Origin of the sequence: Halomonas sp. C22 (genome assembly GCF_007655045.1) — a bacterium.
In the GTDB taxonomy this organism is placed as follows: domain Bacteria; phylum Pseudomonadota; class Gammaproteobacteria; order Pseudomonadales; family Halomonadaceae; genus Vreelandella; species Vreelandella hamiltonii.
Genome location: NZ_VBVC01000002.1, coordinates 616,808 through 642,538, shown reverse-complemented (window position 1 = coordinate 642,538; position 25,731 = coordinate 616,808). Strand labels below are relative to the sequence as shown.

General features: G+C 60.2%; 31 protein-coding genes. 16 read left to right on the top strand and 15 right to left on the bottom strand.

The features are described 5' to 3' along the window. The first annotated feature begins 10 nt into the window (after positions 1 to 10). The 7 genes from FEU76_RS06335 to FEU76_RS06305 all read left to right on the top strand — a co-directional run bounded on the left by FEU76_RS06335 (position 11) and on the right by FEU76_RS06305 (position 6,309). Positions 11 to 592 carry a TIGR02444 family protein gene (locus tag FEU76_RS06335; RefSeq protein WP_260851362.1) on the top strand — a complete coding sequence of 194 codons (582 nt, stop codon included), beginning with the start codon at positions 11 to 13 and terminating at the stop codon, positions 590 to 592. 185 nt (positions 593 to 777) lie between these two features. Then, positions 778 to 1,824, top strand: a complete 1,047-nt coding sequence (locus tag FEU76_RS06330) for a TRAP transporter substrate-binding protein (protein WP_096921808.1) — start codon at positions 778 to 780, stop codon at positions 1,822 to 1,824. A gap of 229 nt (positions 1,825 to 2,053) precedes the next feature. Then, on the top strand, positions 2,054 to 2,641 hold the full coding sequence (locus FEU76_RS06325; protein WP_096921809.1) for a TRAP transporter small permease: 588 nt from the start codon (positions 2,054 to 2,056) through the stop codon (positions 2,639 to 2,641). Between the two features lie 17 nt (positions 2,642 to 2,658). Beyond that, the gene (locus tag FEU76_RS06320) at positions 2,659 to 3,942 is read left to right on the top strand and encodes a TRAP transporter large permease (protein ID WP_144981424.1); all 1,284 of its coding nucleotides are present in this window, start codon (positions 2,659 to 2,661) and stop codon (positions 3,940 to 3,942) included. 15 nt (positions 3,943 to 3,957) lie between these two features. Further along, positions 3,958 to 4,401: a universal stress protein gene (locus FEU76_RS06315; RefSeq protein WP_016915442.1), complete on the top strand. Its 444-nt coding sequence runs from the start codon at positions 3,958 to 3,960 to the stop codon at positions 4,399 to 4,401. Positions 4,402 to 4,542: 141 nt separating this feature from the next. After that, on the top strand, positions 4,543 to 5,223 hold the full coding sequence (locus FEU76_RS06310; RefSeq protein ID WP_096921810.1) for an FKBP-type peptidyl-prolyl cis-trans isomerase: 681 nt from the start codon (positions 4,543 to 4,545) through the stop codon (positions 5,221 to 5,223). A 3-nt stretch (positions 5,224 to 5,226) separates the two neighbouring features. Further along, on the top strand, positions 5,227 to 6,309 hold the full coding sequence (locus tag FEU76_RS06305; RefSeq protein WP_144981422.1) for a PHB depolymerase family esterase: 1,083 nt from the start codon (positions 5,227 to 5,229) through the stop codon (positions 6,307 to 6,309). Here the strand turns inward: FEU76_RS06305 and FEU76_RS06300 are convergent. Continuing rightward, positions 6,306 to 6,911 carry an SCO family protein gene (locus FEU76_RS06300; RefSeq protein WP_144981419.1) on the bottom strand — a complete coding sequence of 202 codons (606 nt, stop codon included), beginning with the start codon at positions 6,909 to 6,911 and terminating at the stop codon, positions 6,306 to 6,308. The genes FEU76_RS06305 and FEU76_RS06300 overlap by 4 nt on opposite strands. A gap of 4 nt (positions 6,912 to 6,915) precedes the next feature. Next, on the bottom strand, positions 6,916 to 7,467 hold the full coding sequence (locus FEU76_RS06295; protein ID WP_229800838.1) for a hypothetical protein: 552 nt from the start codon (positions 7,465 to 7,467) through the stop codon (positions 6,916 to 6,918). Positions 7,468 to 7,527: 60 nt separating this feature from the next. Here FEU76_RS06295 and FEU76_RS06290 point away from each other — a divergent pair, with 60 nt between their 5' ends. Beyond that, positions 7,528 to 8,445: an AEC family transporter gene (locus FEU76_RS06290; protein WP_144981416.1), complete on the top strand. Its 918-nt coding sequence runs from the start codon at positions 7,528 to 7,530 to the stop codon at positions 8,443 to 8,445. A 211-nt stretch (positions 8,446 to 8,656) separates the two neighbouring features. On the opposite strand, the gene trmB is transcribed toward FEU76_RS06290, so the two are convergent. Genes trmB through thiS form a run of 3 tightly spaced genes read right to left on the bottom strand, consistent with a single transcriptional unit; the run spans position 8,657 to position 10,464 of the window. After that, positions 8,657 to 9,406: a tRNA (guanosine(46)-N7)-methyltransferase TrmB gene (gene trmB / locus FEU76_RS06285; RefSeq protein ID WP_144981413.1), complete on the bottom strand. Its 750-nt coding sequence runs from the start codon at positions 9,404 to 9,406 to the stop codon at positions 8,657 to 8,659. 12 nt (positions 9,407 to 9,418) lie between these two features. Then, the gene (locus tag FEU76_RS06280) at positions 9,419 to 10,213 is read right to left on the bottom strand and encodes a thiazole synthase (protein WP_096921814.1); all 795 of its coding nucleotides are present in this window, start codon (positions 10,211 to 10,213) and stop codon (positions 9,419 to 9,421) included. A gap of 29 nt (positions 10,214 to 10,242) precedes the next feature. Next, positions 10,243 to 10,464, bottom strand: a complete 222-nt coding sequence (gene thiS / locus FEU76_RS06275; protein ID WP_144981410.1) for a sulfur carrier protein ThiS — start codon at positions 10,462 to 10,464, stop codon at positions 10,243 to 10,245. A gap of 142 nt (positions 10,465 to 10,606) precedes the next feature. Between thiS and FEU76_RS06270 the strand changes: the two genes are divergently transcribed. Next, complete coding sequence (locus tag FEU76_RS06270) at positions 10,607 to 10,987, top strand: DUF423 domain-containing protein (protein ID WP_081138629.1); 381 nt, start codon at positions 10,607 to 10,609, stop codon at positions 10,985 to 10,987. A gap of 6 nt (positions 10,988 to 10,993) precedes the next feature. Here FEU76_RS06270 and FEU76_RS06265 read toward each other — a convergent pair whose 3' ends face one another. Then, positions 10,994 to 11,749: a glutaredoxin gene (locus FEU76_RS06265; protein WP_212636763.1), complete on the bottom strand. Its 756-nt coding sequence runs from the start codon at positions 11,747 to 11,749 to the stop codon at positions 10,994 to 10,996. Between the two features lie 162 nt (positions 11,750 to 11,911). Here FEU76_RS06265 and FEU76_RS06260 point away from each other — a divergent pair, with 162 nt between their 5' ends. Further along, positions 11,912 to 12,352 (top strand): DUF411 domain-containing protein, encoded by a 441-nt coding sequence (locus FEU76_RS06260; protein WP_054640755.1) that lies wholly within the window; start codon positions 11,912 to 11,914, stop codon positions 12,350 to 12,352. Here the strand turns inward: FEU76_RS06260 and FEU76_RS18695 are convergent. From FEU76_RS18695 to FEU76_RS06245, 3 genes are all read right to left on the bottom strand, one after another. Then, positions 12,339 to 12,500 (bottom strand): EAL domain-containing protein, encoded by a 162-nt coding sequence (locus FEU76_RS18695; protein ID WP_446718801.1) that lies wholly within the window; start codon positions 12,498 to 12,500, stop codon positions 12,339 to 12,341. The genes FEU76_RS06260 and FEU76_RS18695 overlap by 14 nt on opposite strands. Positions 12,501 to 12,684: 184 nt before the next feature. Continuing rightward, the gene (locus FEU76_RS06250) at positions 12,685 to 13,101 is read right to left on the bottom strand and encodes a PaaI family thioesterase (RefSeq protein WP_144981407.1); all 417 of its coding nucleotides are present in this window, start codon (positions 13,099 to 13,101) and stop codon (positions 12,685 to 12,687) included. Between the two features lie 94 nt (positions 13,102 to 13,195). Beyond that, the gene (locus tag FEU76_RS06245) at positions 13,196 to 15,370 is read right to left on the bottom strand and encodes a malate synthase G (protein WP_144981405.1); all 2,175 of its coding nucleotides are present in this window, start codon (positions 15,368 to 15,370) and stop codon (positions 13,196 to 13,198) included. 219 nt (positions 15,371 to 15,589) lie between these two features. Here FEU76_RS06245 and FEU76_RS06240 point away from each other — a divergent pair, with 219 nt between their 5' ends. Next, positions 15,590 to 16,558: an alpha/beta hydrolase gene (locus FEU76_RS06240; protein WP_144981403.1), complete on the top strand. Its 969-nt coding sequence runs from the start codon at positions 15,590 to 15,592 to the stop codon at positions 16,556 to 16,558. Here FEU76_RS06240 and FEU76_RS06235 read toward each other — a convergent pair. Beyond that, positions 16,555 to 18,063 carry a YifB family Mg chelatase-like AAA ATPase gene (locus FEU76_RS06235; protein ID WP_144981400.1) on the bottom strand — a complete coding sequence of 503 codons (1,509 nt, stop codon included), beginning with the start codon at positions 18,061 to 18,063 and terminating at the stop codon, positions 16,555 to 16,557. The genes FEU76_RS06240 and FEU76_RS06235 overlap by 4 nt on opposite strands. Positions 18,064 to 18,274: 211 nt before the next feature. On the opposite strand from FEU76_RS06235, the gene FEU76_RS06230 reads away from it, so the two are divergent. Beyond that, positions 18,275 to 18,610 carry a type II toxin-antitoxin system PrlF family antitoxin gene (locus FEU76_RS06230; RefSeq protein ID WP_144981397.1) on the top strand — a complete coding sequence of 112 codons (336 nt, stop codon included), beginning with the start codon at positions 18,275 to 18,277 and terminating at the stop codon, positions 18,608 to 18,610. Next, entirely contained in the window at positions 18,607 to 19,050 is a 444-nt protein-coding gene (locus FEU76_RS06225) for a type II toxin-antitoxin system YhaV family toxin (protein ID WP_144981394.1), read from the top strand. Before FEU76_RS06230 ends, FEU76_RS06225 begins: the two co-directional genes overlap by 4 nt. 99 nt (positions 19,051 to 19,149) lie before the next feature. Here FEU76_RS06225 and FEU76_RS06220 read toward each other — a convergent pair whose 3' ends face one another. From FEU76_RS06220 to FEU76_RS06210, 4 genes are all read right to left on the bottom strand, one after another. Further along, positions 19,150 to 20,325: an RNA-guided endonuclease InsQ/TnpB family protein gene (locus tag FEU76_RS06220; RefSeq protein WP_144981391.1), complete on the bottom strand. Its 1,176-nt coding sequence runs from the start codon at positions 20,323 to 20,325 to the stop codon at positions 19,150 to 19,152. A gap of 329 nt (positions 20,326 to 20,654) precedes the next feature. Continuing rightward, positions 20,655 to 20,807: a hypothetical protein gene (locus tag FEU76_RS18825; RefSeq protein WP_446718797.1), complete on the bottom strand. Its 153-nt coding sequence runs from the start codon at positions 20,805 to 20,807 to the stop codon at positions 20,655 to 20,657. Positions 20,808 to 20,835: 28 nt separating this feature from the next. Further along, positions 20,836 to 21,525, bottom strand: coding sequence for an ABC transporter substrate-binding protein (locus tag FEU76_RS06215; RefSeq protein ID WP_446718796.1), 690 nt, complete (start codon positions 21,523 to 21,525; stop codon positions 20,836 to 20,838). Positions 21,526 to 21,808: 283 nt separating this feature from the next. Further along, on the bottom strand, positions 21,809 to 22,108 hold the full coding sequence (locus tag FEU76_RS06210; RefSeq protein ID WP_144981389.1) for an accessory factor UbiK family protein: 300 nt from the start codon (positions 22,106 to 22,108) through the stop codon (positions 21,809 to 21,811). A 350-nt stretch (positions 22,109 to 22,458) separates the two neighbouring features. On the opposite strand from FEU76_RS06210, the gene FEU76_RS06205 reads away from it, so the two are divergent. The 3 genes from FEU76_RS06205 (at position 22,459) to glnK (ending at position 24,658) form a co-directional block, all read left to right on the top strand. Further along, positions 22,459 to 22,797, top strand: a complete 339-nt coding sequence (locus tag FEU76_RS06205; RefSeq protein WP_007112359.1) for a P-II family nitrogen regulator — start codon at positions 22,459 to 22,461, stop codon at positions 22,795 to 22,797. Between the two features lie 61 nt (positions 22,798 to 22,858). Next, positions 22,859 to 24,106 (top strand): ammonium transporter, encoded by a 1,248-nt coding sequence (locus tag FEU76_RS06200; protein ID WP_144981386.1) that lies wholly within the window; start codon positions 22,859 to 22,861, stop codon positions 24,104 to 24,106. A gap of 213 nt (positions 24,107 to 24,319) precedes the next feature. Continuing rightward, positions 24,320 to 24,658 (top strand): P-II family nitrogen regulator, encoded by a 339-nt coding sequence (glnK, locus tag FEU76_RS06195; protein WP_009098335.1) that lies wholly within the window; start codon positions 24,320 to 24,322, stop codon positions 24,656 to 24,658. A gap of 156 nt (positions 24,659 to 24,814) precedes the next feature. Here glnK and FEU76_RS06190 read toward each other — a convergent pair whose 3' ends face one another. Then, positions 24,815 to 25,591: a ferredoxin--NADP reductase gene (locus FEU76_RS06190; protein WP_144981383.1), complete on the bottom strand. Its 777-nt coding sequence runs from the start codon at positions 25,589 to 25,591 to the stop codon at positions 24,815 to 24,817. Between the last annotated feature and the right edge of the window lie 140 nt (positions 25,592 to 25,731).

Genomic DNA, 25,731 nt, shown 5'->3' with positions numbered 1-25,731 from the left:
GGGTAAATTCATGGATTCTAACCGATTGCAGGACTTGCAGCAGGCTTTGCAGCACCGTTCGCTATGGGATTTTGCGCTGGCCTTTTATGCTCAGCCCGGTGTGGAGCAGGCGTGCTTGACGCTGCAGGACGCCGCCGATGTCGATGTCTGCGAGCTGTTGCTGCATGGATGGCTGTATTGCCACGGCCTTCAGGCCAGGCGCGAGGCGCTTGCCGATATCAGCCGCGAGCGAGCGCATTGGCAGGGCCAGTTTACCGAGCCACTACGTCATCTACGCCGTGAATTGAAGCGTCAGGCGGCCGAGGACGAGGCCATCGATGCGTTGCGCAAGACCATCAAAACTGCCGAACTGCAGGCCGAGCGTGTAAATCTTCAACGTTGGCAGCAGTGGGCTCAGGCGCCTGAGCATGCCTCGCAGCGTTTGGAAGAAGTCGTTGCTAGTCAGCAAGATGGCAGCATTTGGCTGCAAAATAGGCTTTTTTTGGCCGATGTTGACAGCGCTTCACTGCATGATTCACGCGTGCGCGATGACATCGCTGCTGCGCTGGAATGCCTGGCAAGTCGGCTTGACCACTGTAAATCACCACGCTAGCCTGAAATTAGGCTGTTTTTGGGCAACCCGTGCCAATTGTGCGGCGATCGCCCGCTAACCCACAGCAATGAGTCAATCGGCAAAAGCGTTTCTGCGTGGTTAGCGGATGACCAGACAGCACTGGACAGATAACACCAAATTCATGCTCGCTCGTAGAGCGTGCTACCACTGCCAGGGAACTCTGTATGAAGCCAAACAAGTTTGTTTCGACCCGTTCACTCACCACGAAACTCATCACGTCCGCGAGCGTAGGTGCTCTGCTGCTTGGCCTGAGCGCCGCTGCGCAGGCAGATAACTGGCGTTATGCCCACGAAGAGTATGAAGGCGACGTTCAGGACGTCTTTGCCATTGCGTTCAAGGAGTACGTGGAAGAGAACTCCGACCACACCGTCCAGGTATATCGTTTTGGCGAGCTGGGTGAGTCTGACGACATCATGGAGCAGACCCAAGCGGGTATTCTGCAGTTCGTCAACCAGTCGCCTGGTTTCACGGGGGCGCTGATCCCCGAAGCGCAAATCTTCTTCGTGCCTTACCTGCTGCCCACCGATGAAGAAACGGTCATCGAGTTCTTCAACTCCAGCACCGCGATCCATGAAACCTTCCCGGAGCTCTACGCAGAGCAGGGTCTGGAGCTGCTGAAGATGTACCCAGAGGGTGAGATGGTCGTCACCCTCGACGAGCCGTTTACCTCGCCAGACGAGCTGCGTGGCAAGAACATCCGCACCATGACCAACCCGCTGCTGGCGGAAACCTACCGCGCCTTTGGTGCCAGCCCCACGCCGCTGCCTTGGGGTGAGGTCTATGGTGGCCTGCAAACCAACATTCTGCAGGGCCAGGAAAACCCCATCTTCTGGATCGAGTCGGGCGGCCTGTATGAAGTTTCCCCCAACCTGGTGTTCACCGGCCATGGCTGGTTCACCACGGCCATGATGGCCAACCAGGACTTCTTCGAAGGTCTCTCGGAAGATGACCAGCAGCTGGTGCGTGATGCCACGGAAGCGGCTTACGAGCACACCATGGAGCACATCTCGGGCTTGGCTGACGAGTCGCTGGAGAAAATCCAGGCCGCCTCCGATGACGTGACCGTGACCCGTCTCGATGAAGAGCAGATTCAAGCCTTCCGCGAGCGTGCGCCCCAGGTAGAAGAGCGCTTCGTGGAGATGACTGGCGAGCGCGGTGCGGCACTGCTCGAGCAGTTCAAGGAAGACCTCGAAGCGGTGACCAGCAACTGATTCATGGCAAGGGCTTGGCAGGGCTGACGCCCACAATGCCCGCAAATGCGTGAAAGCAAAAGGGGTGGCCAAGTGCTGCCCCTTTTTTGTTCACCACTCCGTGAAGAGCAACACCCTTCAAGCGTGACGCAGGGTGCGGCTAATCAGCGTTGAATGGTGGGCTGAGTCGAGCCGCTACAGTAGCAAGGTAGACCGACAAGTGTAACGGGAACAGAGAGGAACAACTCCAATGGATATGAGCGAAGATGATATTGCTGAAAAACAGTATCGCTCTATGCTGCCTGGGCTGCTGGGTACCGTTGATACGTGGATCAGCAAGGCCGAAGCCTTCATCTTGGCCTCGGGTGTCATTCTGATGGCCATCAACACCGTGGCCAACGTCATTGGCCGCTTCGTGTTTGGTGAAAGCCTGCACTTTTCCGAAGAGGTCAACCGCATGCTGATCGTGCTGGTGACCTTCGCCGGGATTGGCTATGCCGCTCGGCATGGTCGGCATATCCGCATGTCGGCGATCTACGATGCCCTGCCCACGGGCGGTCGCCGCGCGCTGATGGTCTTCATCAGTCTGTTTACGGCGCTAGTGATGTTCGTGCTGTGCTACTTCTCGATTGGTTATATCGACACCATCATGAGCCGAGGCCGTAGCTTGCCCTCCACGGGCATTCCTGCCTGGTGGATGTACGTCTGGGTGCCGGTGGGCTTTGCCGTTACCGGTATTCAGTACGTCATGACGGCGATCACTAACCTGCTTTCGAAGGATGTGTACCTGTCCACGCATGTGGTGGACGGCTACAAGGACACCGAAACCGAAGTCTAGGCAGCGAGGAAACACGCATGACTGCGACGATAATTACCCTCATGATCGTGCTGCTGCTGCTCGGCTTCCCGATGATGATCCCCTTGATGACCGCGGCCTTCGTGGGATTTTTCATGAGCTTCGGCGGCCTGGGCCAGATGGAAACGCTCATTCAGCAGATGATGCGCGGCATCAGCCCCACCGCGCTGATTGCGGTGCCCATGTTCATTCTTGCAGCCGACATCATGACCCGCGGGCAGTCGGCCAATCGATTGATCGACATGGTGATGACCTTCGTGGGCCATATCAAAGGCGGCCTGGCCGTCAGTACGGCGGTCTCCTGCACGCTGTTTGGTGCCGTGTCCGGGTCTACCCAGGCCACCGTGGTGGCCGTGGGCTCCCCGTTGCGCCCGCGCATGCTGAAGGCAGGCTACAAAGATCCCTTCACCCTGGCGCTGATCATCAACTCCAGCGACATCGCCTTTTTGATACCGCCCAGTATCGGCATGATCATTTACGGGGTGGTATCACAAACGTCGATTGCCGAGCTTTTCATTGCCGGTATCGGGCCCGGCCTGCTGATTTTGGCCATGTTTTCCGCCTATTGCATCATCTACGCCATGGTCAACAAGGTGCCCACCGAGCCCAAGGCCAGCTGGAAAGAGCGAGCCGTGGCCGTGCAAAAGGCGCTGTGGCCGCTGGGCTTTCCAGTACTGATCGTCGGTGGCATTTATGGCGGGGTGTTTAGCCCGACCGAGGCGGCGGCGGCCTGCGTACTGTACGCCTTCCTGCTGGAATTCGTGATTTTCCGTTCGCTGAAACTGCCGGACATGTTCACCATTGCCAAGTCCACGGGCTTGATCACCGCCGTGGTGTTCATCCTGGTGGCGGCAGGCAACGGCTTCTCGTGGATCATCTCGTTTGCCCAGATCCCGCAGACGATTCTGGGCACCTTCGGAATCAACGAAGCGGGGCCCGTGGGCGTGCTGGTGGCCATTTCGATAGCCTTCTTCGTGGCCTGCATGTTCGTCGATCCCATCGTGGTGATTCTGGTGCTGACCCCCATTTTTGCACCGGCGATTGCGGCTTCGGGGCTGGACCCGGTTCTGGTGGGGGTACTGATCACCCTGCAGGTGGCCATTGGCTCGGCGACGCCCCCCTTTGGGTGTGACATCTTTACCGCCATTGCGATTTTCAAACGGCCTTACCTGGAAGTGATCCGCGGCACGCCGCCCTTCATTTTCATGCTGATTCTCGCGGCGGCCCTGATCATCATGTTTCCGCAGATTGCGCTGTTCCTGCGCGACCTTGCTTTCCGCTAGCCGCCAGGAGCGCTTATGTTCAACCGCATCTTGATTCCTGTCGATGGCTCCAAGGGGGCCATCAAGGCGCTGGAGAAGGCCGTTGGCCTGCACATGCTCACTGGGGCAGAGCTCTACCTGCTGTGCGTGTTCAAGCATCACAGCCTGCTGGAAGCGTCGCTCTCCATGGTGAGACCCAACAAGCTCGACCTGCCGGACGATGCCTTGAAGGAGTACGCCACCGAAATTGCGGTGCACGCCAAGTCGCATGCCATCGAACTGGGGGCCGATAGCCTGCGCGTGCGCGCTTTCGTCAAGGGCGGGCGCCCCTCGCGTACCATCGTGCGCTTTGCGCGCAAGCGGGAGTGCGATTTGATCGTGATCGGCGCCCAGGGCACCAACGGCGAGAAGAACCTGCTGTTGGGCAGCGTGTCCCAGCGCGTGGCTGGGGCGGCACACTGCCCTACGCTAGTGGTGTAAACCTCTGCGGCATCCTGTTGTCTGAAGAGAACGCCTGAACAACACCCGCCGCGTCAGGTAATGCAGCCTGACGCGGCGGGTGTTAGTCTTTAGGGATTCGACAACACGTTGGCGCGCTGCGCCGCTGGATAAGGTTTTTCCATGAAAGCACTTGTGACTTCTACTGCCCTGACTGGTTTGTTGCTGGTAGCACCGTTCGCCGCCGCAGCCCCCGAGACCGACGAGCAACGCCTGGCTTACAGCCTGGGGGTGACGTTGGGCGAGAGCATGCAGGCGGATATCGAAGATCTGGATCTCGATGCCTTCACCGATGGCATGCGCGACGTTTTCGACGGCAATGAGCTGGCGATGAGCGAAGAAGAGATGATGGAAGCGCTGATGAACTTCCAGGAAAGCTCCATGGAGGCCCGCGAGCAGCAGGCCGCTGAAATTGCCCAGCTGAACCTGGAAGAAGGCCAGGCCTTTCTGGAAGAGAACGCCGAGCGTGAGGGTGTGGAAGTCACCGAGTCGGGCCTTCAATATGAAGTGCTGGAGTCTGGCGATGGCGCCACGCCCGGACCTGAAGATACCGTGGAAGTGAACTACGAAGGCATGCTGCTGGATGGCACCGTGTTCGATAGCTCCTTCGAGCGTGGCCAGTCGGTCAGCTTCCAGGTGAATCAGGTCATCGAAGGTTGGCAGGAAGCGCTGCAACTGATGAGCGTGGGCGACAGCTGGATGCTCTACATCCCTGCCGAGCTGGCTTACGGCGAGCGCGGTCAAGGTCCGATCGGTCCGAACGAGATGCTCACTTTCCGCGTTGAACTGCTGGGCGTCGAGTAACCCATGCCTGCCGCCACTCCCTATCGCCTGCTGGGCGTATTGATGCTCATGGGCGGCAGTGCTGCCCATGCTCAGGCGGAAACGCCGCCAACGGACCTGCCTGCATTGGGTGCGATGCCCGAGGCTGCTTCAGTGGTGGGCGTTTCGTCGGGGGGCTACATGGCCACGCAGCTGGCCGTTGCCTGGCCGGAGCGTTTCAGCGGCGTTGGGGTGCTGGGCGCAGGCCCTTGGGGCTGTGCCCAGGGGGCGCTGAGCCTGGCGCTCAACCAGTGCATGATGACCCGCCGAGGCTTGCCTTCACTGGACACGCTGGAACAGCGCCATGAGCGCTATATGGCGCTGGAGCAAGTAGGCAGCCGCGAGGCGCTGCGCCAGCTCAGGACCTACGTGTGGCATGGCGATGCCGATGCAACGGTTTCACCCGCGTTGGGTGATCTGTTAGCCAAACAGTGGCAAGGTTGGCTGGCAGAGCCCGACGAGCAGCTGCGCTATGTGCAGCGTGAAAACACCGGGCACGGCTGGCCGGTGGCCATGCCCAAGGATGCCCCCATCGACCCGCAATCCTTGGGCGACTGCCACCTGGGCGGCGGTAGTCACGTACTGGCCTGTGGCGACAATGTGGCCGCCGATATGCTGGACTGGCTCTACCCCGAGCGGCCAGTGCAGGAGAGTGAAGGCGAGTTACGGCGCTTCGATCAGTCCGAGTTTGCCGTCAAGGGCTTGGCCGATACGGGCTATGTCTTCGTGCCCGAAACGTGTGACGCGGGAGGCTGCCCCGTCACCGTGGCGTTGCATGGCTGCCAGATGAATGACGAAGCGATTGGCGACACCTTTGCTCGCTACAGCGGCCTGAACCGCTGGGCCGAGGAGCACGGGCAGATCATCCTCTACCCCCAGACCGAAAGCAGCATGGCCAACCCGCAAGCCTGTTGGGACTGGTGGGGGTTTGCCGAAAGTACATGGCAAATCAACCCTTTGCATGACACCCGTGAAGGCACGCAGGCCAAAGCCCTGATGGCCATGGTCGAGCGACTCCAAGAGGCGCCCGACGCTCCCGCAGAGGAAAGCACGCAGGAGGCGGACTAGCCGCCCAGCTCGCTCTCCAAGGCAGATTTCAACCCATGGGGGGTGGGCGAGTAGAGCACTCGCTGCAGGATGGTTCCCTCGCGGTTCACCAGAAACAGTGACGCACTATGGTCGATGGTATAGGCCATGGCGGAATCCGGCGCCTCGACACGGCGCCAGATGACGCCATAGCGCTCGGCAACATCGCTCAACTGCTCCTGGCTGCCCACCAGCCCCACGAACTCCTCGCCGAAAAACTGCATGTATTCATTCATGCGCTCCAGCGTATCGCGTTCCGGGTCCACGGTGATCATCACCGGCACCACACGCTCACGCTGCTGTTCGTCCAGCTGTGACAGCACTTGGCGCTTTACGGCCTGGTTCATGGGGCAGACGTCTGGGCAGTAGGTGTAACCGAAAGAGACCACGGCGATCTCGTTGTCATCCAGTTGGGTCAGCGTAAAGTCGCCATGGGTGGAGGGCATGGCGATGGGACCGCCTTGCGGCTCGCCGTCGTTCGACGGGGTGGCCAGCTGGTACATCCCGACGGCGCTGACCATCAACAGGACCCCCAGCAGTGCCAATCCCCACACCAGCGGTTTACATTTATTTGCTGCGGCCATGCCTTCAGCTCCTTGTGACATCGAAATCGAACCAGCTACCCAGTTTGCCCTCGGGCGTATCGAGAATGACCCGTGCTCGCCAGGGCATGACGTCCTGGGTGCAAATGCCCACCTGACCCTGGCCATGGAAATGGCCGGGCGCCGTTTCGGTCAACGTGAAACGGTGCAAGCCCATGTCCATGTCTCGGCCCACGAAGTCGACGGTCACCTGACTGGCGCTGACGCCGTCCACTTCGACGTCCAGAGGCAGCACTTCCAGCGCCTGGATACGCCCATGGGCATCGATGGAGAGGGATAGGTGCCCCTTGTCTCCCAGCGTTGCCGAACATTGGCTAGTATGCAAGTTGCACTCACCGCTGGGCGAGAACCAGACCACATCGCTGTCGCCCTTCAGCCAGTTGGCAAAGGCATACCAGGTGCAGGCCGCCAGCGCGAGGCCCGTGACCAGTATCAACACTTTCAGCGCTGGAAAACCCGTCAACTCGACGGGTTTAGGCAATTTCTTCATGGCAGAATAGTCGCTACGCAAGCCGTGAGGCGGGGAAGTTGGATTCATGGTAACAGCTATCCAGCGGATGTCGCTGTGCTGGGATGTCGCACTTGATAAGGAAAACAAATGGAGAGTATTACGGGCGCGCTTGGCCCCCTGTTTCTACTGATTCTGCTGGGCGTTCTACTAGGCAACCGCCGCTGGCCCAGCAGTGAGTTCTGGGTACAGATGGAGCGCTTGATCTACTTTGTGCTGTTCCCCGCCATGCTGGTGGGCACGTTGGCTACCGCGGACGTCAGTCAGGTGCCTGTCGGGCGGCTGGCGCTGGTGCTGCTGGGGGCGATGGCCCTGTTCGGTATGGCGCTCTGGCATTTTCGGGGCTGGTTGGCTTTGGAGCCAGCGGCGTTCACGTCCGTCTTCCAGGGGGCCGTGCGCTTCAATACCTATGTGGGTGTCGCAGGTGCCGCCGCGCTGCATGGCAGCCTGGGGGCCACGACGGCCGCCGTGGCCGTGGCGCTGATGGTGCCTATCGTCAACGTGATGTGCGTCGCCAGCTTTGTGGCTGCGGGCACCTTGGGCAGTGCCAGCGTGGGCAAAAGCGCCCTGGCGCTGATCAAGAATCCGCTGATTCTGGGCTGTCTGGTGGGGATTGCCTTGAACGTGAGCGGCATCGGCCTGCCCGGCTGGAGCGAAGACACCGTCTCGCTGCTGGGGGGCGCTGCCTTGCCGCTGGGACTGGTGGCGGTCGGGGTGGCGCTGCGCCCGCGTGCGTTGCTGCGCTTCGACCGCGGTGTGCTGGCCACCAATACCATCAAGCTGGTGCTGATGCCTGTATTGGTGCTGGTGTTGGCCTGGGCGTTGAGACTGGACCCCGTCAGCCGAGACGTGGCGCTGCTTTTTGCGGCGCTGCCCACGGCCACATCGGCCTATATCCTGGCGCGACAGCTGGGCGGCGATGCCGAGCTCATGGCGGCGATCATCACTGGACAGACGCTATTGGCGATGCTGACGCTGCCGATGTGGCTGCAATGGGTAGGAGGATAAAAATAAATAAAAAGTATTCGCATTTGTGTTGACGTAGTAAATGAGAACTATTACATTGTGGGTGTGGCGTTTGATGAGACGCCACAGGCCAAGACAGAAACCGCCAGTTTCCTGTCATGGTTTCTCCCTCTCATTGCTAGTCACGGTCTTTTGCCGCTCCATTGGAGCGGCTTTCTTTTTTTGGTGGGTCAGTCGCGGCAGAGTCCGGGCGTCAGGCTTCCCGGCGGTAAATCAAGTCCCATACGCCGTGACCGAGCTTCTCGCCGCGCGCTTCGAACTTGGTGAGCGGGCGGAATTCCGGGCGCGGTACATAGGGGGCCGTGTCTTGATCGGCGGTGTTGGCATAGCCAGGGGCCGCCTCCATCACCTCGGCCATCCATTCGGCATAGGCTTCCCAGTCGGTGGCCATATGGAAGGTGCCGCCGGGCATGAGGCGCGTGCGAATGAGCTCCACGAAGGCTGGCTGGACGATGCGCCGCTTGTGGTGTTTCTTCTTCGGCCATGGGTCGGGGAAGAAGAGCTGCAGGGTCGTCAACGAGCCTTCGGGCAGGCACTGCTCCAGCACGGCCAGGGCGTCTTCGCGGTAAACCCGCAGGTTGGTCAGGCCGCGTTTGTCGACCTCGTCCAGCAGTTTGCCCACCCCGGGGGCGTGTACTTCGATACCGATAAAGTCGGTATCCGGGTGGGTTTCGGCCTGCTCGATCAGCGAATTACCCATGCCAAAGCCGATTTCCACCACGCGGGGGGCTTGGCGGCCAAACAGGGCATCCAGATCCTGGCGGCCATCGGCAATGGTCAAGCCCAGGCGTGGCCATACTTCTTCAAGCCCGCGCTGCTGGGCCTGGGTCATGCGCCCGGCACGGATCACGTAGCTTTTGATGCCGCGACGGTGCAGCGGTGCGTCGGCACTTTCGGGGCCAGTGGTGTTGCCGTTCGGCACAGTGTCGTTGGTGTCGGTCATGATGTCTCTGTATCAGCCGTTGATTCGGCCAGCAAATGGCGAAGAGGGGTCGGCGCTTTGGCGGCGCGGCATGCGGCCTGCCAAGAACGCATCGCGGCCAGCCTCGACGGCGAGCTTCATGGCGTTGGCCATGCGCAGCGGGTCGCGTGCGTGGGCAATCGCGGTATTCAGTAGTACCCCGTCGCATCCTAGCTCCATGGCCATGGCGGCATCCGAGGCCGTCCCGATACCGGCGTCTACCAATACGGGGACCTTGCTCTGCTCGACGATCAGGCGCACGTTGTGCGGGTTCTGAATGCCGTGGCCCGAGCCAATCAGCGAGCCCAGCGGCATGATGGCACAGCAGCCCATGGCTTCCAGCTCACGTGCCACGATGGGGTCATCACTGGTGTACACCATGACGTCGAAGCCGTCGGCCAGCAGGGTTTCTGCGGCTTTTAGCGTCTCGACCACGTTGGGGTAGAGCGTGTGATCATCGCCCAGCACTTCCAGCTTCACGAGGTTGTGGCCATCCAGCAGCTCGCGGGCCAGGCGGCAGGTGCGGATCGCATCCTTGGCGTTGTAGCAGCCCGCGGTATTGGGCAGCAGGGTGTACTGCTTGGGCGAGATGACGTCGAGCAGGTTCGGCGCATCGGCGTCCTGGCCAAGGTTGGTGCGGCGCACGGCAAAGGTGACGATCTCGGCACCGCTCTGGGCAATCGCAGCACCGGTTTCGGTAAAGTCTTTGTACTTGCCGGTGCCTACCAGCAGGCGGGAAGTAAAATCACGTCCGGCAATGGTGAACGGTGTGTCGGTCAGTTGCGTCATAGCGATTCCTTGAAAAAGCTCGATGGCCGTTAGCCGCCACCAATGGCGTGAACGACTTCGATCTGGTCGCCTTCGGCGAGCGGAGTGGTGGCCAGCTGGCTTTTGGGCACGATCTGTTCATTGATCTCGACGGCGATACGACGCCCGCCCAGGCCAAGCTGCTCGACCAAGTCGGCAGCGGTGAGGCCTGCGGTCATGGCGTAGGGTTCGCCGTTGAGCGTAAGCTGTATCGACTCATTGGGGGTAGGCATAAACAGTAAGCACCCTGGTGGAGGAGGCAAAACGGCCTCTATTGTAGCGGTTTCGACCCGTGCAAGGTATGCAGCGGGGTGAATATCTCAATGATTAACGGGGTGGCGATGCGCCGCCAACATAGGTGAAAAGGAGTCAGGCGTGCAGCGAATCGACAAGCTGTGGTGGTGTGTGGTGGCGCTTTTAGGGGCAACCATGGTGATGCTGGGGGCTTACGCCGCCCACGGGTTGGCGGCACGCACCAGCGCTGCCATGGTAGATATCGTAGAAACCGGCGTGCGCTACCAAGCGTGGCACACGCTGGCCATGCTGGCGGTGCTTGCGTGGCGCAGCCACCGTCCGCTCCCTGGTCAGCAGGTCGTACTCGCCCTATGGGCGTTAGGTGTGCTGGCCTTTGCTGGTTCGCTCTACCTGATGGCGCTGGCCGGGTTGAGCGTAGGTATCGTGACGCCGATCGGCGGGCTGCTGCTGATGGCCGGTTGGCTGGCCCTGGGCGTCACGGCGCTGCTAAGCCGCTCTTAATCGACGCTAGCCCAGTAGCATGCGCAGCGGCATCCACAGGCCCATGCCGATCATCACCAGGTTTTCGGTGAGCGACACAAAGCCAAGCGGAACGTTGCTGTTGCCACCCACGCAGGCGCACTTGAGTTTGCGCTTATCGATGTAAACCGCTTTGAAGACTGATACCGCGCCCACGGTGCCGACGAATAGCGCCAGCGGCGCGGCTACCCAAATCAGTGTACCAGCCAGCATCAACAGCCCGGCGGCGGTTTCGGCGTAGGGGTAAACGTAGCTATAGGGCACGTAGCGCTGGGCGAGCAGGTCGTAGTTGAGAAACATGGTGCTGAAGCTTTCGATATCCTGCAGCTTCTGCAGGCCCAGCAGCACCATCGCGGTCGCTACGGCAAACTCTGGCATGCGCGCCGTGAGCAGCGTGCCCTGGGTCGTCCAGCTCATCGCCAGGCCTATCAATAGCGCGACGGCAAAAATGGCCAGCACCGGGCGGTAGGTAGTCTCTTTGGCATTGGGAACGCTCATCCCTAGATGCTCACGCAGCTCTTCGTAGCCGCCGATACGTTGGTTATCTATGTACACCTGTGGCGTGGTATCGACGTTCTCCTGCTCCTTGAACGCGTCGATCTCCTCACGAGAGGTGAGGGTGTGGTCATCCACCGCGTAGCCTTTGCGCCTGAGCAGGTCGACGGTCTTCAAGCCGAACGGGCACATGTGCTCGGCGGTTTTCATCCGATACACCTGTGCGGTGTGGTGGGTCGTTGCTGCCATCATCAGCCTCCTTGTCGTCTTACGATCAACGTCCACCTTTTAGCGTAGAACCCGGTGCCACCCATAGGTCAAATGAGAGGGAAAGACCGTTGTCTGGTCCTTGACCTGTGGGTAGCCCCAAGGTGGTAAGCTTTGCAAAAAACGGTGTCATAGGAGAGCGATATGAAACGACATGCCACTGCGCTGCTGGTATCCGGTGCTTTGATGTTCGGCGCTGCGACCGCCCACGCCGCGCTGCCGGATGAGGCGACGCTGTATAAGAACCCTCAATGTGGCTGCTGCGATGAGTATGCGCGTCATCTTGAAGAACTTGGCGTAGACGTCACCATCATCGATGACGTCGAGCTGGGTGATATTAAGCAGCAGGCGGGCGTGCCTTACGGCATGGGCTCGTGCCACACCATCGAGATAGGCAACTACTGGATCGAAGGGCACGTGCCGATGGAAGCGGTTGAGGCACTGTTTGAACAGCAACCGGATGTCGATGGCATCGGCTTAGCCGGTATGCCAATTGGCACACCGGGCATGCCAGGGCCCCAAAGCGAGCCTTACAACGTTTACCTATTCAGCGATCAAGACGCCCAGCCGTTTATGACGCTGTAGGCGAAGAAGCGCCGTTGCGTCGCGCAAACTCTGCTGCGGGTGCTGGCTTGCTAAAGAAGTAGCCCTGATAGACATGGCACCCCAAGCGAGCCAGTACTGTACTTTGATCGGCGGTTTCCACACCCTCGGCAATCACATCAAGCCCCAGGCTCTCTGCTAGGGCGATAATGGTGGCGGCTGCCAGATAGCTGTGGCGGGGTTTGTGCAGCGTTTCCTTAACGCCACCGGTATTCGCGTACGGGACTACCCGATGACGCTGGATCGGCTGATCGACCAGCTCCCCAAAGTGAGTTGAGCGCGTTAAAGCGTGAACGACCGCGCTGTTCGGCTGCCTAGAGTTTATCCGGCAGCGCATAGCTGGCAGTGACATGCACCACAGGGCGCGACGCATCGCTGACCGAAAAGATTTGCACTTCGCCCACCGCCAGGCGGCGGCCCAGCTTGATCAGCCTGGCGTGGGCGATGATGTCGTGATCGCCGGAGGCCGCGCGTAGAAAGTGGCAGTTCAGATCGCTGGTCACGGCCATCGCTTCGGGGCCAATTTGGGCGAGTATCGCCACGTACAGGGCTACATCCGCAAAGCCCATCATGGTGGGGCCTGACACGCGGGGGCCAGGGCGCAGGTGCTCATGGCCAATGCTTAGGCGCATGGTAGCGCACATCTCTCCAACGCTCTCTATCTTGCCCATTCGCTGGGGAAAGACCTCATCCAGAAAGTGCTCGATCTGCTCGACGGTCATGACGGTCATCGTTGTTGTTCTCCTTGACGTTAACGTAAGCCAGCATAAATAAAAAAACCCCAAGGCGCGAGCCTTGGGGCTTGGCAGGCCATTCAGCGGGTGCTTACTTGGCCTTGTGCACCTGGCGCCACTCGTGCAGCAGCGGTTCGGTGTAGCCAGAAGGCTGTTCACGGCCCTTGAAGATCAGGTCTGAGGCCGCTTTAAAGGCGGTAGAGCCTTCAAAGTCGGCGCTCATGGCGGTGTACGTCGGGTCGCCAGCGTTCTGCTCATCGACCACTTTCGCCATGCGCTTGAGGGTCTCCTCGACACGTGGCGCATCGACGATGCCATGGTGCAGCCAGTTGGCAATGTGCTGGCTGGAAATACGCAGCGTGGCGCGGTCTTCCATCAGGCCGACGTTGTGAATGTCCGGCACCTTCGAGCAGCCGACGCCGTGCTCTACCCAGCGCACCACGTAACCCAGAATGCCTTGGCAGTTGTTATCCAGCTCCTGCTGAATCTCGTCATCCGACCAGTTGGCGTTTTCTGCTACCGGCACGGTGAGCAGGTCATCAAGCAGATCCGGCTCGCCCTGAGCTTCCAGGTCGCGCTGGATATCGGCGACATTGACCTGATGATAGTGCAGGGCATGCAGGGTAGCCGCCGTGGGTGACGGTACCCACGCCGTGTTGGCACCGGCTTTCGGATGGCCGATCTTCTGCTCCAGCATGCTGTGCATCAGGTCGGGCATGGCCCACATGCCTTTACCGATCTGGGCGCGGCCACGCAGGCCACAGGCCAAACCGACCTGCACGTTGTTCTTCTCGTAGGCGGTGATCCACGCAGCGCTCTTCATGTCGCCCTTGCGAACCATCGGGCCGGCTTCCATGGCGGTGTGCATCTCATCGCCGGTGCGGTCCAGGAAGCCGGTGTTGATGAATACCACGCGCGAGGTGGCTTCGGCGATACATGCCTTGAGGTTGACCGTGGTGCGGCGCTCCTCGTCCATGATGCCCATTTTCAGGGTGTCACGGCTCATGCCCAGAATGTCTTCCACGCGGCCAAACAGTTCGTTGGCAAACGCGACTTCTTTTGGCCCGTGCATCTTCGGCTTGACGATGTACACCGAACCCGCGCGAGAGTTGCGCGGCTGGTCGGCGTCTTTCTTCAGATCGTGCAGCGCCAGCAGCGAGGTCACGACCGCATCCAGGATGCCTTCCGGCAGTTCGTTGCCGTTTTCGTCCAGCACCGCAGGCGTGGTCATCAGGTGGCCCACGTTGCGCACGAACATCAGCGAACGGCCCGGCAGCGTGACGCTGTTGCCGTCGGTGGTTTGCCAGGTACGGTCGGCGTGCAGCTTGCGGGTGAAGGTTTTGCCGCCTTTCTCGATGTTCTCTTCCAGGTCGCCCTTCATCAGGCCGAGCCAGTTGCTGTACACGCCGACCTTGTCTTCGGAGTCTACCGCTGCCACGGAGTCTTCGCAGTCCATGATGGCGGTCAGCGCGGCTTCGACGACCACGTCCTTGACGTGTGCCGGGTCGGTCTTGCCGATGGGGTGGCTGGCGTCGATCTGGATTTCCAGGTGCAGGCCGTTGTTGGCCAGCAGAATCGATTCGGGGGCGGAAGCATCACCGTTAAAACCAATCAGCTTACCGGAGTCTTTTAGGCCGGTTTCACGGCCGCCTTCCAGACTGACCACCAAGTGGCCATCGCGGATGGCATACTTCACGGCATCCCGGTGGGAACCGGTGGCCAGCGGGGCGGCACGGTCCAGCACGCCACGGGCGTAAGCGATGACTTTTTCGCCGCGCTTCGGGTTGAAGCTGGTGCCTTTTTCCGCGCCGTCTTCTTCAGAGATGGCGTCGGTGCCGTACAGCGCATCGTACAGGCTGCCCCAGCGGGCGTTGGCCGCGTTCAGGGCGTAGCGAGCGTTGCTTACCGGCACCACCAGCTGTGGGCCTGCTTGCGTGGCGACTTCGCGGTCAACATTGGCCGTGGTGGCTTTCACGCTATTCGGCGCGTCTACCAAGTAACCCGCTTCTTTCAGGAAGCTGCGGTAGGCGGGCATGTCGCTGACCGGGCCGGGGTTTTCACGGTGCCAGGCGTCCAGCTTCTCTTGCAGCGTGTCGCGCTCTTCGAGCAGTTGGCGGTTTTTTGGGGTCAAATCGTGGAACAGGGCATCGACACCGGTCCAGAAGGCGCTTTCGTCGACGCCGGTGCCCGGCAGAGCCTGCTCGTTGATGAAACGGTCCAGGTCGGCTGCCACCTGTAAACGGTGACGCGTGATACGCTCGCTCATGGGGATCTCCTGTGAAGGTGCCCGTGGATTGTTCTAGTGCCACGGTTCGGGTGAAGGGTGATTTATGGAAAATACTTCCACACCTGCGTTGGCATGTAAACAGGGTAGACCCGAAAGCGGTAAAATGCTCGACCAAATGATGAGAGTGGCCCCGCTGCCGCTGCGATCAAGCGCTGTTTCGCCAGCCCATGGATGTGTCGTGTTCACGGAGAGACGTTGATGCATAATTTCCAGCATTTGGAAGGCCTGTTTCGCCAGGCAGCAGGCGATTCGCCGCTCTCTCTCTTGAGGCCGGGCGAGGCCCTCACGGACGCCATGCACGACTACTTCTGCCATTACGGTTTGGCGGCCTTGCTGAGTGATACCCATGAGGTGCACGCTGGTTTCATCGATACCGGTCGGTTTGCGCTCTGGTGCCAGGTATGGAGCCCGCCCTCACCGGTGGGCACGGCGTTTGTGATTCACGGCTATTTCGACCACCTGGGGCTGTATCGCCATTTGCTGGGCTGCTTGCTGGCCAAGGGCTGGCGCGTGGTGCTGTGGGACTTGCCGGGCCATGGGCTTTCCAGCGGCCCCCGGGCCGAGATCGAAGACTTCGACGACTACCAGCACTGCCTGACTTACCTGCAAGAGGCGCTGCAGGTATATGGCATGGCGCCTACGCCGTGGCTGGGGGTCGGGCAGAGTACCGGCGCGGCCATTCTGGCCACGGATGCGTTGACGCGCCAAGACGAGGCAGGCTGGGCAGGCATCGTGCTGCTGGCACCCCTGGTACGGCCCTGGCGCTGGAGCCAATCCAGCTGGCTTCACTTGATTGCCAGCCCGTTCGTCAAGGAGCTACCGCGCAAGTATCGGCCCAACTCCACCGATGAGCAGTTCGCCGAATTCCTGCGTGACCAGGACCCGTTGCAGCCTGAGCGGCTGAGCGTGGCGTGGATTACCGCCATGCGCCGCTGGATGCCCCGGCTGCTGGCGCTGGAGCCCAGCCCGCTACCCACCTTGATTCTTCAAGGCGAGCAGGACCTCACGGTCGATTGGGAGTGGAATCTGGCCATTCTGGCGGAGAAGTTTCCCAACGCGGAGATTCACCGCCACCCGGAGGCGCGCCACCACTTGGTGAACGAAGCAGATCCTATCCGTGAAGTGCTGTTTGAAGCGCTGGATCGCTTTATCGAGAACGTGCATTAAGCTCCCTTCAATAGCCGATCCAACTGCCGGTAGCCGATGGCTTCGATAAAGTGCGGCTGAGAGGGCTTGGGTTCGCCCTGCAGGTCGGCCAGCGTCAGCGCCACGCGTAGTACCCGGTGGTAGGCGCGGGCGGAGAGCTTGAGCTTTTCCAGTACGCCTGCCAGCCAGGCGCGCTCTTCATCGTTGAGGGCGCAGGCGGCTTCCAGCGCTTTACCGCTGAGCTGGCTGTTGAGCGCACCTCTTGCCATCTGCCGCTCCCGGGCGGCCATCACCCGTTCGCGCACCGCGCTGGAGGGCTCGCCCTGGGTTTGTGCGGTGAGCTGCTCCGGTGGCAGCGCGGGCACTTCCACCTGCAGGTCGATACGGTCCAGCAGCGGGCCAGAAAGCCGCGCCTGGTAGCGCTGAATCTGGCTGGCGCTGCACTGGCAGCGGCTTCGCGGGTCGCCCAGGTGTCCGCAGGGGCAGGGGTTCATGGCGGCAACGAGCTGAAATTGAGCAGGGTATCGGCGCTCATGGCTGGCGCGGGAGAGGTGAATTTCGCCGGTCTCCAGCGGCTGACGCAACACTTCCAGCACGTGGCGCGAGAACTCCGGCAGCTCATCCAGAAACAGCACGCCGTGGTGCGCCAGCGAGATTTCCCCCGGCCTGGGCTTCGAGCCGCCGCCAACCAGCGCGGCGGCGCTGGCGCTGTGGTGGGGCTGGCGGAAAGGCCGTTGGCCCCAGTCGGCCTCCAACGGCAGGCCACATACCGAGCGCACCGCCGCCACCTCCAGGGCGTCGTCCTCGGAAAGCGGCGGCAGAATGCCGGGCAAGCGACTGGCCAGCATGGTCTTGCCGGTGCCGGGGGGGCCTGCAAACAGCAGGTTGTGGCCCCCGGCAGCGGCCACTTCCAGCGCCCGGCGGGCCTGGTGCTGGCCGCGCACATCGGCCAGGTCGGCCATGGGCGTGGTCGATTTGACCGATGCCGAGAGCTGGTGGAGTGGGATCTTTTCCTGGCCCAACAGGTGGGCGACGACTTGCCAGAGAGAGTCGGCGGGCAGCACCGGTAGATCGCCCGCCAGGGCAGCTTCATCGGCGCAGGCGCGGGGCACGATCAACGCCTTGTTGGTACGGCGAGTGGCCAGGGCAAAGGGCAGCACGCCGGGTACCGCCCGCAGCTTGCCATCCAGGGCCAGCTCGCCTGCGCACTCCATGCCTTCCAGCGCATCCACCGGGATTTGGCCCGACGCCGCGAGAATGCCCAGCGCAATCGGCAAATCGAAACGGCCACCCTCTTTGGGCAGGTCCGCCGGGGCGAGGTTGAGGGTAATGCGCTTGGTGTTGGGGAAATCGAAGCCCGCGTTGATCAAGGCGCTGCGCACCCGCTCGCGGCTCTCCTTCACGGCGGTTTCCGGCAGGCCCACCAGTGTCAGGCCCGGCAAGCCATTTGCCAGATGTACTTCGACATGCACCGCCGGTGCTTCCAACCCCACGCCCGCCCGCGTGGCCACAATGGCTAGCGTCATCGCCTTTCCTCTGCAGTTATCACATTACTCCAATGTAGGATAAAGCTACATTAGCTTAAGTATTTAACCTAACGTAATTAAGAAGGCTTTGGTAGCGATTAAGCAACCGGTTCAAGTAGGGGAGACAGCTTGACGAAGTAATGCGGTTGCATTAACTTTGTATGCATTACTTTTGCATTACTTTTGCATTGCTATCAAGCGGAGAGCGACAGTGAGCACGCTTATCGAAGACGACTCAACTCTGACGGATCGCTATCAAACGACTGTTCCGGCATCGATTCGCCGGGCGCTAAAGCTGAAGCGCCGAGACCGTATTCATTATACCGTTCGTCCTGATGGTGAAGTGGTGCTTTCCAAGGCGAGTGATGAGGCCAGGCACGACCCTGTGATGGTCAACTTCCTCAATTTTCTAGAGCGCGATCTTCTGGCGCATCCAGAAAATATTCGCCCGGTGACTGCCAGTAGCTTTTCCGAGGCTGAGCGGCTTACCGCAGGTATTGAGGTAGACCTCGAAGAGGCACTGGAAGAGGATGATGACGACGCATGAAACCTCTGGAGGTTAATGGATGGACGATTTATGCCCATCCGTTGTTCTTGGAACAAGTCGAAGCACTCACCTTGAAGGTGAGACATCTTCAATCGAAAGATCCTGCCGGTTATCGAAACAAGGCGGCCACCAAGCGCCTAGCAGCGATCATGAAGCTAGCCTTGAATGATATTCCGCAGGATCCATCAGGCACTCAATATCGCCAAGGGAGCACGCTTGGCACAGAGCACACTCATTGGCAACGAGCAAAGTTCTACCAGCAGTACCGGCTGTTCTTTCGCTATGATGCTGCGAGCAAGATCATTATTTATGCATGGGTCAATGATGACGCTACAAAACGCGCTTATGGCAGTAAGCATGATGCTTACTCTGTCTTTCAGAAAATGCTCAGCAGTGGCAACCCACCGATAGTTGGACAGCCTTACAGAAAGCCTCAATGAGCGAAGTGGAGCGAAGTGGAGCGAATCCATTTACTTTTAGCGGCAGATAACAACGATAAGTGACTGCTCCCCGCCCTAGCGGGCGAGGCTTCCCACTTCTCAGGCAGCAACCGGCGATGTGCCGGACTTACGCAAGCCTCCATGGGCAGAGACGGACAGCCCTTCCGCCTTCAACTTCACTATGCCTTGATGCTTGATATTCAGCGCGGCGTTGATGTCTCGGTCGTGGTGCGTGTGGCAGGAGGGGCACTCCCATGACCGGACACTCAACGGCATGGCGTCCACCTTGTGGTGGCAGATATGGCAGGTTTTGGAGCTAGCAAACCACGGGTCGATCTTGACCAGATGCTTGCCCTGCTCCTTGGCCTTGTAATCCAGCTTGGTCACCAAGGCATGCCAGGACGCATCGCCGATGTGCTTGGCGAGGCGGGCGTTCTTCATCATGTTGCGGACCTTCAGCGCCTCGACGATCACCGCTTGGTTGTCGTCAACGAGCTGTCGAGAGAGCTTGTGCTGGAAGTCGTTGCGGGCGTTGGCCAGCCGCTCGTGCGCCTTGGCCACCAGCAGCCGCGCCTTGGCGCGGCGCCGGCTGCCCTTCTGGCAGCGGGAGAGCGCCTGCTGCTTGCGCCGCAGGTTGGCGGCGGCCTGGCGAAGAAAGCGCGGGTTGGCGATCTTGCGGCCGCGAGAGTCAATGGCCAGATGCGACAGCCCCATATCGAGGCCCACGACCTTAGCGGCGTCAACGTCCTTCAGCGGTGCCGGGGCGACCTGCTCTGTTTCGTAGAGCAGCGAGGCGTAGTGTTTCCCGGTGACGGTGCGGGTCAGGGTGATGCTTTTCAGTCGACCTTCGACCTGTCGATGCATCCTGGCCTTGATCGGCCCGAGCTTGGGCACCTTGATCCAGTCGTCGCCGGCCTTGACGCCGACGCAGTGATAGCTGGACTGCTTGCCCCGCTTGCTCTTGAAGCGCGGATAGCCGGCTTTCTGCGCGGGGTCGAAGAAGCGCTGGAAGGCATGATCGAGGTTGAGGCACGCCTGCTGGAGGGCGATGGAATCAGCTTCTTTCAGCCAGCCATACTTGCGGGATTTCTTGGCCACGGGCAGCAGCTTCTTGATGTCGTGCTTGGCGCTCAGCGACTGGCCGTGACGCTTGTGGCGATGGGAAATGATGCGAAGGCCGGTGTTATAGACGAAGCGCACCGCGCCGAACTGGCGGTTCAGGAACTCCGCCTGCTCGGTCGTGGGGTAGAGTCGTACCTTCGTAGCCTTCAGCATGGTGCGCCATTGATGCATGGATATATGTACAGCTTATGCCGCCGGGCCCCATACCGCAAACCCAGCAGCGCTATCGCGCTGCCCGCTTGTATCCCCGCCCGAGTGGGCGAGGGTTTACGCGGATTTTTGCTAAATCATACTAGATCTTTTTGGGCAGATCCGCCGGGGCTTCCAACCCCACGCCCGCCCGCGTGGCCACAATCGCTAATTTCATGGTGCTCCCTAGCAACGTTTCTCAATCGGTTCATTCAGTTTAATGAGCCTGCTCGTTGGCTAAGCCTACTTTATTTCAAGCGTTGAGCGCTACTGAGCGGCCAGCGAGTAAAGCGTTAATGTGCCCCCTGGGCGTTCAATGCGCTGGTCAGTTCGCGGGCAAAGCGCTGGGCGGAGGGCAGGGCGCCAAAGCTCCAGACTGGCGGCAGGCGCAGCAGATGGCCATGTTGAACGCTCGGCAATTGCTGCCACAGGCCGCTCTTTTCCAACTGCGTTTCCACCCCTGCGGGGAGCGGGTCAACGATGACCAGGGGTGGCGTCGGGGTAGCGTGCCAGCGCCTCGATACCGACCAAGGCGAAGCCCCAGGCGTTGGTGGGCTCATCCCAGGCGTTGGGCAGCGCCAGCTGTTCCAATACGGCGTTGTAGAGGCTGTTCTCGCTAAATACCCGCACATGCCTGGCATCCATGAACTGCACCATCAGCAATGGAGATGCGTTGCCGGGCGGGTAGCGCAGCTCGCGCATCAGCTGCTGGGTGTTCTCGATCAGCGCGTCGGCTTCTGCGTTGCGTTCGGTCAACTCGCCCAACTGGCGGGTGAGTGTCTGCATTTCCTGCCACGTATCGGTGCCTGGCGAGTAAAGGGCGAAAGTGCCCACCGGCGCGATGCGCTCCAACCGAGGAATCAGCCCGGTAAACATGGGCGAGAGCAGGGTTTGCTCAGGGGGCGATTGGGCCAGCAGCTCGAAGTTGGGCTGGGTGCGTAGGCCAAGGTCGCTGACGTGCTCCGGGATACGCGGCTCGCCTACCCAATCGTGATATCCCGGCTGTTGCGCGATACCGCTGACCGGAGCGCCAATCGCCAGCAGCGTTTCGGCGATGGTCCAGTCGATGGTGGCCCACTGGGCGTGGCTGGCAGTGCTGAACAGCAAGGCTGCCGCGAGCAAGCAGCTGCGGGCCAGGGTCGGGAGTCGGGGGATGCAGCGCATGAAGTGGGCACCTGACAATAAGCGCTTTATTTAAACGATTCTTTTTATCAATTGCAAATGGAAACAGCGGAGGTCGCACAAGTCGTCAGCGCGAGACGCCCCAGGGGCGTAACTGCTCCAACATGGTGCATGAGGTGGCTTTCGCCATGCCTTCGCGGGTTTGATGCGTCACAAAGTGAGCCGTAAGGGGTCAGGCGGATAAGCGCGCTGGGTGCCTATCCAAGGCCACCCAGCGTTGCCTCAGCTTGGGTTGCCGGGGGTGGGCTTGCCTTGCTCGGCAGGCTCAACGGGGGGCTGGCGGTACTTCGGCTTCCATGGGGGCGGACTGCGCGGCGCTGGCCGCTTCCACCGTGGCTTCCAGGCTGGCCACCTGACGCTCCAGCGCTTCGACACGCGCGCGCGTGCGCTGAAGCACATCCATCAAGATATCAAAGTCTTCTCGTGATACCAGCTCCAGGCGGTCGAAGGCGCCTCGTACCACTTGCTGCACGCCTTTCTGAATGTCTTCCGGGGCCTGGGAAGCATTCTGTAAACGGTCGCCTATCTGCTGGGCTAAACGGCTGATGCGATCCTGGGGCGTCATGGCTCTCTCCTTAAACGGTGGCGCATAAATGTGGATAGCTTACCTGTAAGGATACGCAACCCTTTGCCAAACCGCATTCCCCGCGTGCGTTTTCTCCTGCAATGTGCGTATGCATCAAAAAAGAGCGCGCCGCTTTTGTTGGTGATCGTTTTTAGTGCATGGGCGGGTGTGAATGGATGCGTAGTCGCCTTGCCAGTGGCTGTAAAGCGCACTTTTTAAACCTTAAGGTTATGAATTTAAATGAGAAAAAATCCAGTGGCACGGTATGAGCATTAGCAGGGCAAGCACTAGATTCGGGCGGCCACGCCGCTCTCCACCGAGTGGGACTGAACCAGCAGGGGAGATCCGGGATGAAACTCATCACCGCTATCATCAAGCCTTTCAAGCTTGACGACGTTCGTGAAGCACTCGCCGACAACGGCGTGCAGGGGATTACGGTTACTGAGGTCAAGGGATTTGGTCGTCAGAAAGGCCACACCGAGCTGTATCGCGGTGCCGAGTACGTAGTGGACTTTCTGCCCAAGGTGAAAGTGGAAGTGGCCGTGGACGATGCGCGTCTGGAGAGCGTGCTGGATGCCATCTGCAGCGCTGCCAACAGCGGCAAGATCGGTGACGGCAAAGTGTTCGTGACGCCGCTGGAAGATGTCATTCGTATTCGTACCGGAGAGCGTGGCGCCGACGCGGTATAGGCCTGCCCACACAACGACGACCCACTACGTATAACTTCTCTTGGATCACGGGGAACACCTGATGAACGAGCTTACAGAATTGAGCTATGCGCTCGATACGTTTTACTTCCTGATTTGCGGCGTACTGGTCATGTGGATGGCCGCCGGCTTCTCGATGCTCGAGGCCGGTATGGTACGTTCCAAGAACACCGCTGAAATTCTGACCAAGAACATTGCGCTGTTTGCCATTGCCTGCACCATGTACCTGCTGGTGGGCTACTACATCATGTACTCCAGCGGCGAAGGCGGTTTCCTGCCCAGCCTTGGCTTCCTGATCGGTGCCGAGAACAGCGTCGATGCGGTGCTGGCCGGTGGTGAGGATGCCCCTTACTACGCCATGCGTTCGGACTTCTTCTTCCAGGTCGTATTCGTCGCAACGGCAATGTCGATCGTGTCGGGTGCCGTGGCCGAGCGTATGAAGCTGTGGGCCTTCCTGGCCTTCGCGGTGGTCATGACCGCCTTCATCTACCCGGTGTCTGGCTACTGGACCTGGGGCGGTGGCTGGCTGGATGGCGTTGGCTACTCTGACTATGCGGGCTCGGGTATCGTCCACATGGCCGGTGCCGCTGCAGCGTTGGCAGGTGTGCTGGTCCTGGGCCCCCGTAAGGGCAAGTATGGCAAAGACGGTTCTATCCACGCGATTCCGGGCGCCAACATGCCGCTGGCCACGCTGGGTACCTTCATCCTGTGGATGGGCTGGTTCGGTTTCAACGGTGGTTCCGAACTGAAACTGTCGGATGCCGTGTCGGCCAACAACGTTGCTCAAGTGTTCGTGAATACCAATGCGGCGGCGGCGGGTGGCGTGATTGCAGCCCTGGTGCTGGCCAAACTGTGGTTCCGCAAGGCGGACCTGACCATGGCGCTGAACGGTGCGCTGGCAGGCCTGGTCGCCATTACCGCCGACCCGCTGTCGCCTTCTGCGCTGGGTGCCGCCTTGATTGGTGCCATCGGTGGCCTGATCGTGGTCGCTGCCATCGTCACGCTGGACAAGCTGAAGCTGGATGACCCTGTGGGGGCTATCTCGGTTCACGGTGTCGTGGGTATCTGGGGTGTGCTGGCCGTGCCGCTGAACAATGGCGATGCGTCCTTCGGTGCACAGCTGATCGGTATCGTGGGCATCTTCGGCTGGGTATTCCTGGCGAGCCTGGTGGTGTGGCTGGTGCTGAAAGCGGTCATGGGTATCCGTGTCAGCGAAGAAGAAGAGTACGAAGGCGTCGATATCACAGAGTGTGGCCTGGAAGCCTACCCCGAGTTTGGCGTCAAGAAATAAGCACTGTGCCATAGCAAGTGACACTGCTACTCAAGGCCTCCCCGATGGGAGGCCTTTTGCCGTATGTAGCGGCGCATATACGTGCCAGGCACAAGGGCTTTTTATTCTCGGGGCTGGCGGGTGTATGCTAAGTGCAACGGGCGTGAGGAGGGTCAACGTCGCGCCGCCTTGTATCCGGTCAAGACAACCGTTGCATAACCAGAGGATGTGGTCATGAAATTAATCTCAGCCATTATCAAGCCGTTCAAGCTTGATGACGTACGCGAGTCGCTTTCCGATATCGGCGTGCAGGGTATTACGGTGACGGAAGTGAAAGGCTTTGGTCGCCAGAAAGGCCACACAGAGCTGTATCGTGGGGCGGAATACGTGGTGGATTTCCTGCCCAAGGTGAAGCTGGAAGTGGCCGTGGACGACGATATGGCCGAGCAGGTCATCGATGCGATCACCCAGGTGGCCAATACGGGCAAGATCGGCGATGGCAAGATCTTCGTGATGCCCTTGGAGCAGGTGATTCGTATCCGTACTGGTGAAACCGGCAAAGACGCTGTCTAATGGTGAAGGGTAAGTCGTGAAGGGCAAGGCGTGCAGAGCCAGTCGCGCCGAGTAGACAAAGCCCCTGTGGATAACATCCACAGGGGCTTTTTGCAGGGCTCAACAAGATGAGGGTGGCACAGGCTATGCGCTATTCTTCAGCCTTCACCCCCAGGCTTACTTCTCTACGAAGGCGCGTTCGATGACGTAGTCGCCTGGTTCGCCCATGCGCGGGGAGATGTTCAGCCCCAGCTCATCCAGCAGTGCGCTGGTGTCGTCCAGCATGGCGGGGCTACCGCAGATCATGGCGCGGTCCTGGCGCGGGTCGATGGGCGGTAGGCCGGTGTCGGCAAACAGCTTGCCGCTGCGAATGTGGTCGGTCAGGCGGCCCATGGTGTGGAACTCTTCACGGGTGACCGTGGGGTAGTACACCAGCTTCTCGGCAACGTCTTCGCCCAGATACTCGTGGGCGGGCAGCTCCTTGGTGATGAAGTCGGCGTAGGCCAGCTCGGAGACTTCACGCACGCCGTGAATGAGTACGACCTTCTCGAAACGCTCGTAGACTTCCGGGTCCTGGATCAGGCTCATGAACGGCGCCAGGCCCGTGCCGGTGGAGAGCATGTACAGGTTACGTCCGGGCAGCAGGTCGTCGCATACCAGCGTGCCGGTCGGCTTGCGGCTGACCATGATCTGGTCGCCCACCTTCAGGTGCTGCAAGCGTGAGGTCAGCGGGCCATCGGGCACTTTGATACTGAAAAACTCGAGATGATCTTCGTAGTTCGGGCTGGCGATGGAGTAGGCGCGCATCAGAGGTTTGCCCGCCACTTCCAGGCCAATCATCACGAATTGGCCGTTCTTGAAGCGCAGGCTGCGCTCACGTGTCGTGCGGAAGCTGAACAGCGTGTCGTTCCAGTGGTGAACGCTTAGCACTTCTTCCAGGGCAAACTTGCTCATGTCGACTCCTTTGGGGCTGCGCGGCCTAAGCCTTGCTCGCCATATTCTAAAAAAGAATAAAAAATAGCTTTATAGGATGCGCTCATTCTAGATAAAGGGTGGTATATCTGTTAAGCAAATTATCTTGATAACGTATATCT

What these genes read in the sequence shown, in the direction of transcription:
- FEU76_RS06190 (WP_144981383.1), bottom strand. Translation starts at nt 25,591, where the DNA reads ATGAGCAAGTTTGCCCTGGAAGAAGTGCTAAGCGTTCACCACTGGAAC.
- trmB (WP_144981413.1), bottom strand. Translation starts at nt 9,406, where the DNA reads ATGACCGACACCAACGACACTGTGCCGAACGGCAACACCACTGGCCCC.
- FEU76_RS06245 (WP_144981405.1), bottom strand. Translation starts at nt 15,370, where the DNA reads ATGAGCGAGCGTATCACGCGTCACCGTTTACAGGTGGCAGCCGACCTG.
- FEU76_RS06205 (WP_007112359.1), top strand. Translation starts at nt 22,459, where the DNA reads ATGAAACTCATCACCGCTATCATCAAGCCTTTCAAGCTTGACGACGTT.
- FEU76_RS06315 (WP_016915442.1), top strand. Translation starts at nt 3,958, where the DNA reads ATGTTCAACCGCATCTTGATTCCTGTCGATGGCTCCAAGGGGGCCATC.
- FEU76_RS06280 (WP_096921814.1), bottom strand. Translation starts at nt 10,213, where the DNA reads ATGACGCAACTGACCGACACACCGTTCACCATTGCCGGACGTGATTTT.
- FEU76_RS06295 (WP_229800838.1), bottom strand. Translation starts at nt 7,467, where the DNA reads ATGAATCCAACTTCCCCGCCTCACGGCTTGCGTAGCGACTATTCTGCC.
- FEU76_RS06310 (WP_096921810.1), top strand. Translation starts at nt 4,543, where the DNA reads ATGAAAGCACTTGTGACTTCTACTGCCCTGACTGGTTTGTTGCTGGTA.
- FEU76_RS06300 (WP_144981419.1), bottom strand. Translation starts at nt 6,911, where the DNA reads ATGGCCGCAGCAAATAAATGTAAACCGCTGGTGTGGGGATTGGCACTG.
- FEU76_RS06250 (WP_144981407.1), bottom strand. Translation starts at nt 13,101, where the DNA reads ATGACCGTCATGACCGTCGAGCAGATCGAGCACTTTCTGGATGAGGTC.
- FEU76_RS06260 (WP_054640755.1), top strand. Translation starts at nt 11,912, where the DNA reads ATGAAACGACATGCCACTGCGCTGCTGGTATCCGGTGCTTTGATGTTC.
- FEU76_RS06210 (WP_144981389.1), bottom strand. Translation starts at nt 22,108, where the DNA reads ATGACGCCCCAGGATCGCATCAGCCGTTTAGCCCAGCAGATAGGCGAC.
- FEU76_RS06320 (WP_144981424.1), top strand. Translation starts at nt 2,659, where the DNA reads ATGACTGCGACGATAATTACCCTCATGATCGTGCTGCTGCTGCTCGGC.
- glnK (WP_009098335.1), top strand. Translation starts at nt 24,320, where the DNA reads ATGAAATTAATCTCAGCCATTATCAAGCCGTTCAAGCTTGATGACGTA.
- FEU76_RS06335 (WP_260851362.1), top strand. Translation starts at nt 11, where the DNA reads ATGGATTCTAACCGATTGCAGGACTTGCAGCAGGCTTTGCAGCACCGT.
- FEU76_RS06200 (WP_144981386.1), top strand. Translation starts at nt 22,859, where the DNA reads ATGAACGAGCTTACAGAATTGAGCTATGCGCTCGATACGTTTTACTTC.
- FEU76_RS06225 (WP_144981394.1), top strand. Translation starts at nt 18,607, where the DNA reads ATGAAACCTCTGGAGGTTAATGGATGGACGATTTATGCCCATCCGTTG.
- FEU76_RS06235 (WP_144981400.1), bottom strand. Translation starts at nt 18,063, where the DNA reads ATGACGCTAGCCATTGTGGCCACGCGGGCGGGCGTGGGGTTGGAAGCA.
- FEU76_RS06220 (WP_144981391.1), bottom strand. Translation starts at nt 20,325, where the DNA reads ATGCTGAAGGCTACGAAGGTACGACTCTACCCCACGACCGAGCAGGCG.
- FEU76_RS06265 (WP_212636763.1), bottom strand. Translation starts at nt 11,749, where the DNA reads ATGGCAGCAACGACCCACCACACCGCACAGGTGTATCGGATGAAAACC.
- FEU76_RS06305 (WP_144981422.1), top strand. Translation starts at nt 5,227, where the DNA reads ATGCCTGCCGCCACTCCCTATCGCCTGCTGGGCGTATTGATGCTCATG.
- FEU76_RS06330 (WP_096921808.1), top strand. Translation starts at nt 778, where the DNA reads ATGAAGCCAAACAAGTTTGTTTCGACCCGTTCACTCACCACGAAACTC.
- FEU76_RS06215 (WP_446718796.1), bottom strand. Translation starts at nt 21,525, where the DNA reads ATGCGCTGCATCCCCCGACTCCCGACCCTGGCCCGCAGCTGCTTGCTC.
- FEU76_RS06290 (WP_144981416.1), top strand. Translation starts at nt 7,528, where the DNA reads ATGGAGAGTATTACGGGCGCGCTTGGCCCCCTGTTTCTACTGATTCTG.
- thiS (WP_144981410.1), bottom strand. Translation starts at nt 10,464, where the DNA reads ATGCCTACCCCCAATGAGTCGATACAGCTTACGCTCAACGGCGAACCC.
- FEU76_RS06240 (WP_144981403.1), top strand. Translation starts at nt 15,590, where the DNA reads ATGCATAATTTCCAGCATTTGGAAGGCCTGTTTCGCCAGGCAGCAGGC.
- FEU76_RS06325 (WP_096921809.1), top strand. Translation starts at nt 2,054, where the DNA reads ATGGATATGAGCGAAGATGATATTGCTGAAAAACAGTATCGCTCTATG.